13 protein-coding genes are annotated in these 15,396 nt (G+C 70.1%); 6 read left to right on the top strand and 7 right to left on the bottom strand.

Annotated elements, in window-relative coordinates; translation table 11 throughout:
- The first annotated feature begins 128 nt into the window (after positions 1 to 128).
- Genes ACFJGV_RS09960 through ACFJGV_RS09940 form a run of 5 tightly spaced genes read left to right on the top strand, consistent with a single transcriptional unit; the run spans position 129 to position 5,016 of the window.
- Entirely contained in the window at positions 129 to 2,162 is a 2,034-nt protein-coding gene (locus ACFJGV_RS09960) for a CoA transferase (protein ID WP_378143746.1), read from the top strand.
- On the top strand, positions 2,044 to 2,589 hold the full coding sequence (locus ACFJGV_RS09955; protein ID WP_378143745.1) for a CoA transferase: 546 nt from the start codon (positions 2,044 to 2,046) through the stop codon (positions 2,587 to 2,589). The genes ACFJGV_RS09960 and ACFJGV_RS09955 overlap by 119 nt, the downstream gene beginning before the upstream one ends.
- Positions 2,586 to 3,443 (top strand): crotonase/enoyl-CoA hydratase family protein, encoded by an 858-nt coding sequence (locus ACFJGV_RS09950; protein ID WP_378143744.1) that lies wholly within the window; start codon positions 2,586 to 2,588, stop codon positions 3,441 to 3,443. Before ACFJGV_RS09955 ends, ACFJGV_RS09950 begins: the two co-directional genes overlap by 4 nt.
- 2 nt (positions 3,444 to 3,445) lie before the next feature.
- Complete coding sequence (locus ACFJGV_RS09945; protein ID WP_378143743.1) at positions 3,446 to 4,603, top strand: thiolase family protein; 1,158 nt, start codon at positions 3,446 to 3,448, stop codon at positions 4,601 to 4,603.
- 14 nt (positions 4,604 to 4,617) lie between these two features.
- Complete coding sequence (locus ACFJGV_RS09940; RefSeq protein WP_378143741.1) at positions 4,618 to 5,016, top strand: Zn-ribbon domain-containing OB-fold protein; 399 nt, start codon at positions 4,618 to 4,620, stop codon at positions 5,014 to 5,016.
- Between the two features lie 27 nt (positions 5,017 to 5,043).
- On the opposite strand, the gene ACFJGV_RS09935 is transcribed toward ACFJGV_RS09940, so the two are convergent.
- The 6 genes from ACFJGV_RS09935 to ACFJGV_RS09910 are packed head-to-tail and all read right to left on the bottom strand — an operon-like array spanning position 5,044 to position 12,383.
- Positions 5,044 to 5,676, bottom strand: coding sequence for a hypothetical protein (locus tag ACFJGV_RS09935; protein WP_378143740.1), 633 nt, complete (start codon positions 5,674 to 5,676; stop codon positions 5,044 to 5,046).
- Between the two features lie 59 nt (positions 5,677 to 5,735).
- Positions 5,736 to 6,731: a C-terminal binding protein gene (locus ACFJGV_RS09930; protein WP_378143739.1), complete on the bottom strand. Its 996-nt coding sequence runs from the start codon at positions 6,729 to 6,731 to the stop codon at positions 5,736 to 5,738.
- Positions 6,724 to 7,689 carry an agmatinase gene (gene speB / locus ACFJGV_RS09925; RefSeq protein WP_378143738.1) on the bottom strand — a complete coding sequence of 322 codons (966 nt, stop codon included), beginning with the start codon at positions 7,687 to 7,689 and terminating at the stop codon, positions 6,724 to 6,726. The genes ACFJGV_RS09930 and speB overlap by 8 nt, the downstream gene beginning before the upstream one ends.
- 16 nt (positions 7,690 to 7,705) lie before the next feature.
- Positions 7,706 to 9,370 carry a thiamine pyrophosphate-binding protein gene (locus ACFJGV_RS09920; protein ID WP_378143737.1) on the bottom strand — a complete coding sequence of 555 codons (1,665 nt, stop codon included), beginning with the start codon at positions 9,368 to 9,370 and terminating at the stop codon, positions 7,706 to 7,708.
- Positions 9,360 to 11,033, bottom strand: a complete 1,674-nt coding sequence (locus ACFJGV_RS09915; protein WP_378143735.1) for an amidohydrolase — start codon at positions 11,031 to 11,033, stop codon at positions 9,360 to 9,362. Before ACFJGV_RS09915 ends, ACFJGV_RS09920 begins: the two co-directional genes overlap by 11 nt.
- A gap of 3 nt (positions 11,034 to 11,036) precedes the next feature.
- A complete protein-coding gene (locus ACFJGV_RS09910; RefSeq protein ID WP_378143733.1) occupies positions 11,037 to 12,383 on the bottom strand; it encodes an MFS transporter in 1,347 nt (448 codons plus the stop codon).
- Between the two features lie 220 nt (positions 12,384 to 12,603).
- Between ACFJGV_RS09910 and ACFJGV_RS09905 the strand changes: the two genes are divergently transcribed.
- The gene (locus tag ACFJGV_RS09905; RefSeq protein WP_378143732.1) at positions 12,604 to 13,572 is read left to right on the top strand and encodes an Lrp/AsnC family transcriptional regulator; all 969 of its coding nucleotides are present in this window, start codon (positions 12,604 to 12,606) and stop codon (positions 13,570 to 13,572) included.
- A gap of 196 nt (positions 13,573 to 13,768) precedes the next feature.
- On the opposite strand, the gene ACFJGV_RS09900 is transcribed toward ACFJGV_RS09905, so the two are convergent.
- On the bottom strand, positions 13,769 to 14,698 hold the full coding sequence (locus tag ACFJGV_RS09900; RefSeq protein ID WP_378143731.1) for a G1 family glutamic endopeptidase: 930 nt from the start codon (positions 14,696 to 14,698) through the stop codon (positions 13,769 to 13,771).
- Between the last annotated feature and the right edge of the window lie 698 nt (positions 14,699 to 15,396).

Here is a 15,396-nt window from a genome sequence, read left to right as displayed (position 1 = left end):
CGTGACCTCCTGCGTGTCCGTCACGCGGGGCGCAGCGGGCGGACTTTGCGCTGGGCCTGGGGGAGATGCCCGACCAGAGTGTCTGCATCCGGCAGGTCGCACCGGCCGGACTCACGAGGGAGTGACTGATGGCAGACCCGATCGCCGACTTCGACCGACCGCTCCGCGGCATCCGCATCGTGGATGCCGTGGACGGGCCCCTTCAGACGGTCGGTCGAATCCTGGCCGATCTCGGCGCCGAGGTGCTGCGCGTGGAGGGGCCGGGTGGCTCGCCGGCCCGGGACCGCGGGAGAGTCGTGGAGGGCAGGAACCTGACCTACGAGACGAGGAATGCGGGGGAGAGGGGGCTCGTCGTCGACCTCGGGTCTTCAGAAGGCCGGGAGCGGTTCGCCACTCTGGCGTCGGACGCCGACGTCGTGCTGCGCGACGGGACCTCGGAGGCCTGGGATCACGAAGGCGTGCGATCGCTCGATCTGAGGGCGCGCCACCCGCGCCTCGTCGTCGTCGACCTGAGCGACTTCGGCGTCGCGGGCAGCGGGTCCGACCGGTCAGCCACGCCCGACGTGCACGCGGCGCTCAGCACCGTGCTGTCGCGGTCGGGGCTCCCCGGAGTCGCCGAGCCGCTGCTCCCTCCGGAGTTCCTGCTCTACGAGTCGGCGGCTGTGCAGGCCGTCTGGGTCGTTCTCCTCGAGCTGGCGCACGTCCGGGCGACCGGCGTGGGGGATGCCGCGGACTTCTCGGTGCAGGAGGCGCTCATCCAGATCCTCGATCCCGTCTTCGGCGTCGGCGGCAGTGCCAGAGCCGGCGTGCCGCTCAGGGACCTGCCGAGGGGCCGGCCGGACGCCCGCCACCTGTATCCGATCTTCCGCGCCCGCGATGGCTGGGTGCGGATCTGCGTGCTCTCGCGGAGGCAATGGCAGGGCATGTTCGAGTGGCTCGGACGCCCCGAGGAGTTCGCTGATCCGAGATTCGACAACACGATGGTGCGCTTCGCGGCCGCCGCGACGCTGTACCCCCTCATCGCCTCGATGTTCGCCGTTCTGAGCGTCGAGGAGGCCGTGCAGCAGGGCCAGGCCCTGAACGTGCCGGTCGCGTCGCTCGACGAGGCCGACGGCGTGCTGGCGCAGCCGGCGTTCCGCGACAACGGATCGTTCGTCGAGGGGCCGGATGGCGGCCTGGTGCATCACGGCTGGTACGAGATCGACGACGTCCGGGTCGGCGCCGCAGGTCCCGCCCCTGTGCTCGGCGAGGACGTCCGGGTGACCGACCGACCGCTCCTCTCAGGGGTCCGGGTGGTTCCGGGCGCCCAGCCGGGGCGGATGCCGTTCGAGGGGCTGCGCGTGCTCGATCTCGGTGTGATCGTCGTCGGGTCGGAGCTCGGTCGTCTCTTCGCGGACTACGGCGCGGACGTCGTCAAGATCGAGTCCTCCGCCTTCCCCGACGGCACGCGTCAGGGACAGGGGACCGGACCCATCTCCGAGGGAGCCAGCCTCGGTCTCCGCAACCGTCGGAGCCTCGGCCTCGACCTCAAGCGGGAGGAGGGACGGGTGGTGTTCGCTCGGCTCGTCGAGCGGAGCGACGTCGTGCTGACGAACTTCAAGCCGGGCACCCTGGCTGCCCTCGGCTTCGACATGGCTGCGCTGCAGGCTCTGAACCCCGGGATCGTCCTGTCCGAGTCCAGCGCGTTCGGCAACCACGGGTCTTGGAGCCGCCGTCTCGGTTACGGCCCCCTCGTGCGGGCCAGCGCGGGGCTCTCCTCCCTCTGGCGCTATCCGGATCAGCCGGACGGGTTCAGCGACGCCATCACGATCTTCCCCGACCACGTCGTCGCCAGGCTCAACGCCGCCGCCGTGGTCGCCCTGCTTCTCCGTCGTGATCGGACGGGTCGTGGCGGCCGCGTCAGCACGGCCCAGGTGGACGCGATCTTCGGCGCCATGGCCGACTCGCTGTGGAGCGAGTCGCTGAGGCCGGGGACGGGGGTGAAGGCGGAGGGCAACGATCGCCGGGGTGACGGCTTCCGCGGGCTGTACCCGGCGGCGGGGGATGACGAGTGGGTCGTCGTCGATGCGGTCGGAGACGAACGGTTCGCGGCGGTCGCCAGGACCATCGGCCGGGACGACCTTCTCTCCGACGGGCGGCTCGCCTCAGCTGGGGGGCCGTGATGAGCATCGGCGCGAGCTGCGCCGCATCCTCTCAGCCTGGACATCCGAGCGTTCGGCGGCGGCAGCCGCGGAGTCTCTGCAGTCCGCGGGCGTGCCCGCAGGGGCGATGCTGCGCCTGGATGACATCGAGGTCGACGAGCATCTGCGCCAGCGCGGCGTGTTCGGCGAGCTCGTGCAGCCGCAGTTCGATGCGCCCCTGCCCGCGAACCTCGGCGAGGCCAGGTTCGACGAGCTGGCGCCGCCGCGGCTGCGGCCGGCGCCGCTCGCCGCGCAGGACACCCGGGCGGCCCTCCGGGATGTGCTCGGCATGACGGAGGGGGACATCCAGCGGCTGCTGGACGGCGGGGTGCTCGAGGAGCATCCCGAGGCCGCCGGGGCGGCCGTCGGAGAAGCCGGTCGAGCAACGACGACGAGGAGAGCATCATGACGATCACCGACGACACGGCGGGGTCGAGCTTCGCCGCGACCCCGGTGCCGGTTCCGATCGGTGGGAACGACGCGGTGCTCGCCGAGCAGAGGGGCCACGTGCTCCTCGTCACGCTCAACCGGCCAGAAGCGCGCAACGCCGTCAACCGTGACGTCTACGTCGGTGTCGGCGAGGCGCTGGAGTACGCCGAGACTCGAGCCGACATCTGGGTGGTCATCGTCACCGGGGCCGGAGACAAGGCGTTCTGCGCGGGCGCCGACCTCAAGGCGGCCGCGGCGGGGGAGCTCGGGCCGTTCGAAGACGAGCGTCTGTCCCGGTGGGGGTTCGCCGGATATGTGAGCCACCACATCTCGAAGCCCACGATCGCCGCCGTGAACGGCTTCGCCTTGGGGGGAGGCACGGAGATCACGCTCGCCAGCGACCTCGCCGTCGCGGCCGAGACCGCGTCGTTCGGTCTGCCCGAGGTCAGGCGGGGGATCTTCGCGGGTGCGGGGGGAGCGTTCCGGCTTCCCCGTCAGATCCCGACGAAGATCGGCATGGAGGCGATCCTGACCGGCAAGCCGCTGACCGCTCGACGGGCGCACGAGCTAGGCCTCGTGAACAGGGTCGTGCCCTTCAGTGACCTGCTGCCCGAGGCGTTCGCGCTGGCCGACGAGATCATCGAGAACGCCCCGCTCGCCGTGCAGGTCAGCAAGCGCATCGCCCGCGGCATCACGGCCGGCTCCGTCGCGTCCGAGGACGCCGACTGGGCGCGGACATCGGAGGAGGGGCAGGCCCTCCTGTCGAGCCGCGACGCCCAGGAGGGCATGCGGGCCTTCGCCGAGAAGCGGGCGCCGCGATGGGAGGGACGCTGACCATGACGAGGACGCGCACGGCCATCGCCGGGCTCGGGATGAGCGAGCTGGGCAAGGTCTACGGATACACGGCGAACGAGTTCGCCTCCATCGCCGTGAGGAACGCCGTGACGGATGCGGGGCTGCAGCTCGGCGACCTCGACGGGCTCATCATGTCGAGCGGCATCAGCAACAACGTCGGACTCGATCTCCAGGGCCTGCTCGGACTCACGGACCTCCGTGTGCTCACCTACATGCAGGGCTACGGGTCGACCGCGGCGCAGATGGTGCAGTACGCCGCGATGGCCATCGACGCGGGCATGGCCGAGACGATCGCGGTCGTCTGGGCCGACGATCCGTTGCAGCCCGACCGCGGCGGAGGAGCCGCCTACGCGTCGGCGGCGGGAGCGAGCGGATGGCGCGGGATGATGGCGGCCGGCGGCCTCTACAGCGCCAACACGTACTACGCGCTCGCTGCTCGACGCCACATGGCCAGGTACGGCACGACCCATGACGAGCTGGGGGCCATCGCCGTCGCTCAGCGCGCGTGGGCGGCGATGAACCCGCTGGCGCAGATGAAGACTCCGATGACCCTGGAGGACTACCACGCCTCCCGGTGGATATCGGAGCCGTTCCATCTCCTCGACTGCTGCCTGGTCTCCAACGGCGGCATCGCGCTGATCATCACCTCGCTCGACCGGGCACGAGACCTCGCGCAGCCGCCCGTCGAGATACTCGGCTGGGCACAGACCCACCCCGGGCGCGTCGGCGAGCGCAACGACGACTTCGGGCTCGTCACGGGGGCCGCTCGTTCAGGGCCGGCCGCTCTCGCGATGGCCGGGACCTCGATCGACGAGATCGACGTCGTCGAGGTGTACGACTGCTACACCTACACCGCGCTCGTCACGCTCGAGGACTACGGATTCGCGCCGAAGGGCGAGGGTGGCGCCTTCCTCGCTCAGCCGGGAACCCTCGGACCGGGAGGCTCGCTCGCGGTGAACACCGGGGGAGGCGAGCTCTCCTCCTATTACATGTGGGGCATGACCCCGCTGTCCGAGGCCGTCATCCAGACGCGCGGTCAGGCGGGGGAGAGGCAGGTCGAGAGACATGACCGCGTCCTCGTCTCGGGCAACGGCGGGACACTCGACCATCACGCGACCCTCGTGCTCGGCACGATCTGAGAAGGGAGAGACCGATGGCTCTCATGCCCGTCCGCCGCGATCTGCAGACGGCCCTGTTCTTCGACGGGACGTCCCGTGGGGAGTTCCTCCTCCTCCGAGACGTCGTGACCGGTGAACTGCTCGACCCCCGAACCGATACGTCCTGGGACAGGGAGCGCTTCGAACCGGTCCCCGCGTCCGGCCGCGCGACCGTCGTGTCGTGGTCGGTCCCACACGTCCGTGTGCCGGGCAGCGACGACATCCGCACCGTGGTGGGCATCGTGGAGCTCGACGAGGGGCCGTGGTGGTGGACCGAGATCCGCGGGGCCGATCCCGACGCGGACCTGCTCGGCGCCCGTGTGGTGGTCGCGTTCGAGAGCTCCGGGCCCGGTGAGTCGGACGAGACCATCCCCTACTTCACCCTCGAGCGGTAGCCGAGGACTGCAAGGAACGCTTCCCCGTCATCGGTCCGCGCGCCGGATCGACTCCACGCGCCGGATCAGGGCGCGGAGCCGGTCCCCGCTCATCGGCTGGGTCCGCCACGTCATCACCGGGACGGGGAGCTCGATCTCGCGGTGGCCCGGCCGATCGATGTGGAGGGTGAGGGCCTCGTAGGTCGGCTGCTGCATCACATAGCTGAAGGCGGCCGAGTGGGCCGCCGTCCGGTAGATCCCCGTGACCTCGCCCCATCGGATGCTCGCGAGGGGGTGCGGCGCTCGACCTCCGCTGTAGACGTGGACACCGCGCGAGTCGACCGCGATCGCGTAGGTCGAGCCCACGTCGACGGGACGGACGTCGGTCATCGACTCGAAGAACCCGTCGGCTTCGACGACGCGCAGCGCGATCAGCGTCAACGCGCCCGGGTGCAGGCGCGCCACCGCGGCGTCGCGTACCCGGCTGCGCCAGGTGGCGGCCACGATGAGTACCGCGAACATCAGCCCCAACCCGGCCCCCGCGACGACGGCGATGAGCGACACCCGGCCCGTGAGCACGAGAGACAGCACGAGGCCGGCCGTGGCTCCGCCCGGCACGGCGAGACCCCACAGCAGCGTCCGTGGCGCCGCCGACCGCGGTGCCCTCCCTCGCCTCGCCATCCGACCCCCTGGCGTCGATACTGGCACGCGGCGACCGGGTCGCCGCCACCCGCGCTCGGTCAGAGCCGGTTCACAGGGGAGTCGGGCATGCCCGACTCCCACAGAGAGATCGTGTTCTGCGCCTGGATGCGCACGTACTCGATCTCCGTGCGCCGCGAGAAGTACCCGATGTGCGGCGTGAGCACCACGTCGGGGCGGCCGAGGAGCGGGTTCCCGGGAGCGGGCGGCTCCTGGGTGAGCACGTCGAGGGCCGCGCCGGCGAGCCGGCCGGAATCGAGGGCGGCGGCGAGCGCGTGCTCGTCGATCAGTCCGCCGCGCGAGACGTTCACCAGCGTGGAGCCGGCGGGCATCCCGTCGAGGAAGGCGGCGTCGACCATCCGCGTCGTGTCGGGCAGCAGCGGGAGATGGAGCGAGAGCACGTTCGACGCACCCCGCACCTCGTCGAGCGACGCGCGCTCGACGCCGAGGGCGCCGAGGTCGGCGGCCGTCTCCGGGGAGTCGGGCAGCATCGGGTCGTACCCGATCACCCGTCCGAAGAGCGGTCCCGCGACCCTGGCGAACTCGCGGCCGATGCGGCCGAGGCCGACGACGCCGAGAGTGAGCTCGCTCAGTCGTAGGGGAGCCGTGTCGGCCCGCTCGTTCCAGCGGTCGGGCGTGGCCGAGCCGGTGTAGAACGGCAGCTGACGCAGGCTTATGAGCAGGATGGCGAGTGCGTGCGTGGCGACCTCCTGGGTGGCCGCGCCGGGCACGTTCGTCACCCACACCCCGCGCGACGTCGCCGTGTCGACGTCCACGTAGTCGAACCCCATCGACATGAGCGACACGATCCGCAGGTGCGGGAGACCCTCGAGCACCTCGCGCGAGACCGTCGCGTACCCGGGCAGCAGCGCGACGGCATCCTGGGCGCCCGCGATGATCGCCTCGGGATCGCGCGTGCCGAGCACCCGCACCTCGAACCCGTGCGCCTCGAGCAACGCTATGCCTAGGCCCGGATCGGTGTCGTCGACGTCGGTGTAGACGGCGACGGGTCGCCGGCCCGTGGTCGCCTCAATCATCCGAGCGCTCCCGCACGATGACCTGCGCCATCGCGGTCATCAGCTCGTATGCCACATGGGCGGCCGCGATGCCCGTGATCTGGGCGTGGTCGTACGCCGGCGCGACCTCGACCACATCCGCGCCGACGATGTGCAGGTCGGAGAGCTCGCGGATGATCCGCAGCAGCTCGCGGCTGGTGAGCCCGCCCGCCTCCGGGGTGCCGGTGCCGGGCGCATGCGCCGGGTCGAGCACGTCGATGTCGACCGAGATGTAGAGGGGCCGATCGCCGACACGACGGCGGATGCGCTCCACCGCGGCCGGGACGCCGTTCTCCTCGAGGTACTCGCTCGAGACGATCGAGAAGCCCAGCCGCTCGTCGTCCTCGAGGTCCTGCTTGCTGTACAGCGGACCTCGCGTCCCGACGTGCACCGAGGCGGTGCGGTCGAGGGACCCCTCCTCCGACGCGCGGCGGAACGGCGTGCCGTGGGTGATGGGCTCGTCGAAGTAGGTATCCCAGGTGTCGAGGTGGGCGTCGAAGTGCAGCACCGCGACCGGCCCGTGCTTCGCGCTGATCGCCTGGAGGAGCGGGTAGGCGATGGTGTGGTCGCCCCCGATGGTGAGGATGCGCTCCGCCCGGGTCCCGAGATCGGTCGCCGCTTCCGCGATCTGGCGCACCGCCTCGTCGATGTGGAACGGGTTCACGGCGATGTCACCCGCGTCGGCGACCTGCACCGCCTCCCACGGCGAGAAGTCCTGTGCCGGGTTGTAGGGCCGGAGCAGCCGGCTCGACGCGCGGACGTGCTCCGGACCGAAGCGGGCGCCGGGACGGTAGCTGACGCCGGTGTCGAAGGGGATGCCCACGATCGCGAGATCGACGGACGGCACGTCCTCGATCCGCGGCAGCCGGGCGAAGGTCGAGAGACCGGCGTACCGCGGGGTCTTGGAGGCGTCCGACGGGCCGGTGGGGGTGGTGGTCATGGCTTCTTCCTCACCTTCAGAGGGCGGACTGCGGGACTGGCGTGGCCGCGTGTGCTTCCGCGAAGGCCAACTGCGGCACGTGGATCAGCTGCAGACCCCCTGCCGCGCTCGCGGCGGCGACGGCCTCGGCGATCTCCGCCGCTGACGCGGCTCGACGGCCCTCGCCGCCGAACGCGCGGGCCAGCGCGACCCAGTCCGGCTGGGTCAGGTCGACGCCGATCGGCGCGATGCCCGCATCCGCCTCGTTCTGCTTGATCTCGGCGTAGCCGCCGTTGTCGACGACGACGACCGTGAGGTTGAGGCGCTGCTCGACGACGGTCATGAGCTCCTGCAGCGAGAACATGAGCGCGCCGTCGCCGACGACCGCGAAGACCGGCCGCTCGGGGGACGCGATGCGGACGCCGAGGGCCGCGGGCAGCCCGTAGCCGAGGGTGGCGTAGGTGGTCATGTACGGCATCGAGTTCGGCTCCGAGACGCGGAGCCGGTTGACGAGCCCCCAGTAGCCGATCTGCGAGGAGTCGGTCGAGACGATCGCGTCCGCCGGCAGTGCGGCGACGAGGGCGTCCGCGATCGCGGTGTTGATCGGCGACAGCTCGGCGCATTCGGCGGCGACCGCAGCGAGGGTCTCGGTGACCCGGGCCTCCTCGGCGGTGCGGCCGGGCCCGTCTGAGCCCAGACCCGCCGCGATCGCGGCGAGTGCCGCGGCGGCGTCGCCGACGATCCCGACGTCGGCCCGCTGGTTCTTCTGCAGCTGCGACTCGAGGCGATCGATGCGGATGACGCGACCGCGCGCCTCGAGACGGTCGACCCACAGCTCGGCCTCGCCGAGCTTCGACCCGACCACCAGGAGCACGTCGGCATCGCGCGCCCGGTGGCGGGCGGCCGGCAGCCGCAGGTTCGAGCCGAGCGAGAGGGGGTGGTGCTCGTCGAGCACACCCTTCGCGTTGAGCGTGGTGACGACGGGCGCGCCGAGGCGCTCGGCGACCGCCCGGAGCTCGGCTCCTGCACCGCGAGAGCCCCCACCGGCCAGGATGACCGGGTCGGACGCGGCGGCCAGCATCCGCACGGCCTCCTCGACCGTGGAGGCGTCGACCGGGTCGGCCACCGCCGCCGGGCGAGGTGCGAGCATCTCGGAGGGGAGGTCGGCCTCCTCCTCGAGGAGGTCGAGCGGGATCTCGAGGTAGACGGGTCGGGGACGCCCGGTCGCGAACAGCGCGAAGGCGTCGTGCACGGCCTCGACGGCCTCCGCCGCTGTCTCCGCCCGGCGCGCCCACTCGACGATCGCGGCGGCGGCGCCGAGCTGATCCTTCGTCTCGTGCAGGGTGCCGGCGTCGGCGAACTCGTGCCCGCGGGCCGGGCCAGGGGAGAGGATGATCATCGGGCGCGACTCGCAGTACGCCGTCCCGGCGGCCGAGAGCGCGTTGAGCAGACCAGGTCCGCTGGTGGTGATGACGACGCCGGGCTTGCCGGTACGCAGCGACCAGCCGTCAGCGGCGTAGCCGGCGCCCTGTTCGTGGCGGCTCGTCACGGCCCGGATGCCGAGCGCGTTGAGCGGGCGGTAGAGCTCGAGGTTGTGGGTCCCCGGGATCCCGAACACGGTGTCGATGCCGTAGCGCTGCAGCGTCTCGACGATCACCCACCCGGTGGTCCGCTCGGCCCGGGTCTGCAGCTCAGCGGACATCGCCGTGGAACCTCTCGCTCCCGTCCACCCACGTCGACAGCACGGGGATCTCGGCGATCGCCTCGCCGTCGACCTCGAGCGGATTCTCGCCCAGCACGACGAAGTCGGCGCGCTTGCCCACCTCGAGCGACCCGAGCTCCCGTTCACGCCCCAGCGACACCGCGCCCTCGAGAGTGTGACCTCGGAGCGCCTGCTCCGCGGTGATCCGCAGGGAGTCGGGCCCGAGCTTGTGCCCGCGCCGCGTGATCCGCGTCACCGCGGCCTGGATCGCCTCCAGCGGGCGCGGCTCGGCGACCGGGGCATCCGACGAGATCGTCACCGGTACCCCCGCCTCGACGAACTCGCCCAGCGGGTTGAAGCGCTCGCCGGGCGTGCCGATGGCCTGCTCGACGCCCTCGCCCCAGTTGTAGTAGTGCTGCGTCTGGTTGACGGGGCGGATGCCCAGCCGTGCCATCCGCTCGATGTCCTCGGTCGCGGGGAGGCCGCAATGCTCGATGCGATGACGGGCATCCGGATCGGGGCGCTCGGCGAGCACCCGCTCGACGGCGTCGACGACCATCGCGATGGCGGTCGGCGACTGGGCGTGCGTGGCGGTCTGGAGGCCGGCGGCGTGCGCCTTCGACACCAGCTCGGAGTACTCGGCGGGCTCGTGGTAGAGCTGCCCGCGTCGGCACGGGTCGCCGACATAGCCCTCGGGGAAGTAGGCGGTCCAGCCGCCGAGCGTACCGTCGGCGTAGAGCTTGATGCCGGCGAACGACAGGAACGCGTTGCCGAACGGACCGGTGAGGCCGAGATCGAGGACCTGGTCGAGCAGGTGCGAGAGGAAGTACATCGAGACGCGGAGCTTCAGCTCGCCCCGGTCGGCCATCGCGAGGTACGCGGCGAGCTCGCGCTTCGACACCTGCGCGTCGCCGAGCGCGGTGACCCCCGCCGAGAGGAACTCGCGCTGGGCGATGTCGAGCTGCCGCTGATGCTCGGCGGGCTCGTCGCCGAGGTGGAAGTTCGGGCCGTGGTGGCCGATCTTCACACCGTGGAGGCCCGTGAGGACGTTGCAGGCCGCATCCGACAGCTCGCCCGTGAGCTCGCCGTCCGCATCGCGGAAGAACTCGCCGCCCTCGGGGTTGGGGGAGTCGCGGGTGATGCCGTACTTGTCGAGGGTGAAGCTGTTGACCACGCCGCCGTGACCGGAGGCGTTCATCACGTAGACCTCGCGGTCGGTCGCGATCGCGTCGAGCTCCTGCCGGGTGGGATGCCGGCGCTCGGCGAGGTTGCGCTGCTCGTAGCCGTAGCCGCGCAGCGGGGTGCCGGGCGGCAGCCGCTTCGCCCCCTCGCGCATGAGCTCGACGATCTCGGGGATCGTGGCCGCCTTCTCGGGGCTCACGTCGACCCAGGTGAGCAGCTGGCCGAACATGAGCGGATGCGCGTGCGCGTCGATGAAGCCCGGCACGATCGTCGCGCCCGGGAAGTCGGCGCGGACCGGCTCGAGCCCGGCGCGACGGGCCGCGTCCTCCACCTCGTCCACCGTGCCGACGGCGAGGATCCTGCCGCCGGCCGTGAGCATCGCCTCGGCACGCGGGGCGGACTCGTCGACGGTGAGGATCACGTCGGCGGTCGCGAGGGTGGGTGCGGAGTCGCGGGCGTCGTAGGTCGCCAGAGCACGCATGGGTCAGGGCCTCCTGGTCTGGATCGAGGTGGTGTCGGTGCGGGCGCGGAACGAGCCGGTCACCGGGGCGGCGTCGGAGTGCTGGGGTGCGAACCAGGTGCCGACGACCGCGATGAGGGCGAGTCCGCCGAAGAACCAGACCGCCGACCAGAACGTGCCGGTCGCGGCGATGAGCGCGGTCGCGATGGCGGGCGAGAGCCCACCCCAGACGGCGGCGCCGATCCCGTACGACAGCGACATCGAGGTGTAGCGCGCCTGCGGGCGGAACATCTGCGTCATCACCGTCGACAGTGGTGCCCACGCCCCGCTCAGCGTGATGCGGATGACGCTGACGAACACGTAGATGAGGAGGATCTCGTGGTTCTGGATCACCAGCACCAGCGGGATGACCGCGAGGAACGACAGCACCGAGCCGAGGATGATGATCCGCTTGCCGCCCCACTTGTCGCCGAGCATCGCCAGCGGCAGGGTGACCAGCGCCTCGATGAAAGAGGCCACAGTCATGGCCCCGAGGATGATGCCGGCGTCGAGGCCGACCTCCGGGCTGGTGGCGAAGTTCTGCACGAACGTGGTCGCGATCACGTACCCGCCGGACGACATCGCGATGATGCAGAAGCCGAGCAGGATGGGCAGCCAGTTGTTGCGCAGCGCGAAGACGATCGGCGTCGACTGCGTCTGGCCCTCGATCTTCTGCTCGAAGACCGGGGTCTCCTCCACGCGGTAGCGGACCCAGATCCCCACGCCGATCAGCACGATGCTGAACAGGAACGGGATGCGCCAGCCCCAGGTGAGAAGGACGTCGTCGCCCATCGAGGCGAGGATCCAGAAGGCGCCGGAGGCGAGCAGGGCGCCGAGCGGGTTGCCGAGCTGAGTGAATCCGCCGTAGAAGGTCTTGAAGCGCGGAGGGGCGCTCTCGACCGACATGAGGCTCGCGCCACCCCACTCGCCGCCGACGGCGAGACCCTGCGCGATGCGCAGGGTGATGAGCAGCACGGGCGCGACGATGCCGATGGAGGCGTACCCGGGCAGGCAGCCCACCAGCACGGTCGCCACGCCCATCACGAAGAGCGTCAGCGTCAGCGCGCGCTTGCGACCGAGCTTGTCGCCGATGTGCCCGAAGATGATGCCGCCGAGCGGACGCATGAAGTAGGCGACCGCGTAGGTGCCGAACGAGGCGAGCGTCCCGAGGGTGTTGTCGACCTCGGGGAAGAACACCTGGGGGAACACGATGGCCGCGGCCGTCGCGTAGACGTAGAAGTCGTACCACTCGATGGTGGTGCCGACCACGGCGGCGAGTCCCGCCTTCAACGCGCGGGCGTGCCCCGCGGGTTGCGTCGTGGAAACAGACACACGTAGCTCCTTTGCTCGATGTCACGAGGTTCGACGGAAGGTCGTCGTGCAGTCTCACGCCGAGGGTGCATCACGCGCAAGCGTACTTACGCGCCGAAGCTCGGATCCTGCCGACCAAGTGCTGCCTTTGAACGACGAAAGCTGCGCGGATCGTGCTTGTCGACGGAGTGTGACGAACGATCTGGAGTCGACCGGGTGCGATTGCGGGTATTCTGCGGATGTGCCGATCCGCCATGACCGGACCTCTCCAGAGCGCGACGACGCACTCGAGGTCAGCCTCGTCCGAGCCCTCCAGGCCGACGGACGCGCGAGCATCCACGAGCTGGCGCGAACGGTCGGAGCTTCGCGCGACGCGGTGTCGCGCCGGTTGAGCACCCTCATCGAGCGCGACGGCCTGCGCGTCGTCGCGGCTCTGGATCCCGGCTTCGCCGGTCTCCACGTGCTGATCCACGGCCTGGTGGAGGTCGACGGCCCGGCACGGCCGATCGCCCAGCGGATCGCGGAGCTGCCCGACACCGTCTTCGTCTCGATGGTCGCGGGCGGAGCGTCGCTCGTGTTCGAGTCGCGGCACGGCGACACGGAGGAGCTGTCGGCGACGCTGACGGCCGTCCGCGAGCTCCCCGGCGTGCGGCGCGTGCGCGTCACCACCTACGACACGCTCCTCAAGGAGTTCATCACCGCAGCGTCGGTCACCGACATCCGCCTCGACTCCCTCGACCACGACCTGATCGCGATCCTGCAGGAGGACGGCCGGGCCAGCTACCGGGCCCTTGCCGACGCCGTCCGGCTCTCGCCCTCGTCGGCCCGCGCCCGAGTCCGTCGCCTGCTGGAAGCCGGGGTCATCCGGATCGCCGCCATCGACGCGGGCGGCCTCTCGCGCAACCGCGTCGCCGTCGGCGTGGGCATCTCGTTGCGCGGAGCGCCCGACGCGGTGCACCGCTACGTCGTCGACACTCCCGCCATCGACCTCGCGGCGGCGGCGCACGGCGCCTACGACGTGATCGCCACCATCGTCGGCACGGCGACCGCCGGAGTCCTCGCGGTGATCGAGGAACTGCGCGCCCTTCCCGAGGTCGGCTCGCTCGAGACCTGGGCCCACCTCGACATCATCAAGGAGGACTACACCCGCACCTTCGGCCGGATCCTCCGCTCTGCCGACGTCGGCCTCTCTGCCCCAACAGAGAGATGACGCGAGAAGTACGCGATGTGCGGCGTGAGCACGACGTCACGAGAGTTGGATTCAGCGTCCAGGCGTCGAATGGAGCCAAAGAAACGGGAAGAAGAGCCCGACTGCCCAGAGGACCATCGCGATGAGGATCAGGGCGCAGAGCGTCATGAGAACGAGGAAGTAGATCGTACGCAGATTCTCGCGACGACGTTTGCGGTCAGCAGGATTCATTGATGCCATGGTCGTCCCAGTTCACTGTGAAGTCACCACCACCCGTAAATGATCCGGGGTGGGCGAGAGTCGTTGCTCCGTTGCATGAGGTCATGGTGAACTTGTTGATGGACACGGCGGGGTCAAGCGGCACGCTTCCACCGTAGAAACTGTCCCAATTGATGCCGTTTCCTTGCATCTCGGCAGCTTCCGCTCCGAGGATCTCCAGGCTGCCGAAGGGATCGAGTTGCTGGTAGGCGCCAGTGGCATACTGCGGGCGTTCGACTATCCACTCCACTGTCTGACCGCTGAAGTGAGCTGCGTCGCGATCCTCCTCCGCTGAGATGCACTTGTTCGCCGTGTAGTTGCAGAGCGTGAAGAGGAAGATGCCGGTCGCGTGACCAGTCACCACGACGCCGAAATCGTCACCCGCACCCGCAGGGAAACTGGGCAGTGGGATCTCGTATGGGTCAAGCGGATACACCTCGAACCAGGCATTGGTGACGGGGACACCGGAGTAGTAGTACGACTGTGTACCGGCTTGGATCAGGGGGTCGTACTCGCTGTCTCCTGTTCCGACTCCAGGCCAGATGGAGACTGCGTCAGGCCCTCCGCTGGGGGTACTCACTGCTGCGGGAATCGTCCAGATCATCGAAGATTGGAGGTAGTAGGCGTAGTCCGGCTCCTCGACCCCTTGATACTGATATCCGGCCCAGTTGTGGGAGTTGAGATTCAGGGCGCTCGGGGCTGAGCCGGAGAGTTCGACGGGGGAACCGCAATCAAGCGTGTCCTCCCACGTCGCGCCTTGGGCAACTGCCTTCTGGATGACGTCGCTGGCGAGATATTTATCTGCCGCTTCCGAGGGGAAGTCCTTCGGAAGGACGGCAGATGCGCCGACGCGAGAGATGGCATCAGCCGCTGGTGTGACGAGCTTCAATGACGGAGGGCAATCCGCGTCCGTCACGTCCGTCTCGGGGGCCGGACTGGGAACCGGCGCCGGCGATGCGATCGCCGGGACTCCAGTCAATCCGAGCCCCGCCGTGGTCAGCAGTGCAACCGCGACGAATCCAAGCGTGCGTACCCGATGGTGCATAGCAACTCCCCCGCCTTACGAAGCGCCCACCCGGGTCGATCACAGTTGGATGTGGTGCCTCGATTTCGGACCTTTCTACTCCCGTGCCACCCTCCGGTCAATCACTTTGCCTTATGTGAACTAAACAATTGTCGATCGCCTTGGCCGGTATGCGCGGTGGCGTTGATCGACCCGGAGCGCCGATCCCCGACCGCTACCGCCCGCTGCTCCTCCGCTACGCGTACTTAACAAGGGCGGTGATGCTCGACAGGACCGCCGCGCGCTTCCCTCCGCCGGGTTGGCGCGGTCGCCCACCTCCTCCCCTTCGTCATCGCGTCGGTCGTGGTGCTCGCGCTCGGGGCGGCGGCCTTCGAGGTGACGGGCGCCGGGCTGGAGGTCGTCGGCCAGGTGGCCGCCGTCCTCATCCTCGTGCTTCTCTACGAGGCGATCCCCGAGGAGCTGAGCTTCCGCGGATTCCTCTTCTCGACCGTGCGGCGTCACCTGTTCGCATGGGCGACCGTGCGCATCCAGGCGGCCCTGTTCTGCGTGTGCGGCGTGCTGAT

Source organism: Cnuibacter sp. UC19_7 (assembly GCF_042699995.1).
GTDB lineage: Bacteria > Actinomycetota > Actinomycetes > Actinomycetales > Microbacteriaceae > Cnuibacter.
The sequence above is the reverse complement of the archived record's forward strand: the minus strand, read 5'-3'. Positions and strand labels throughout refer to the sequence as shown.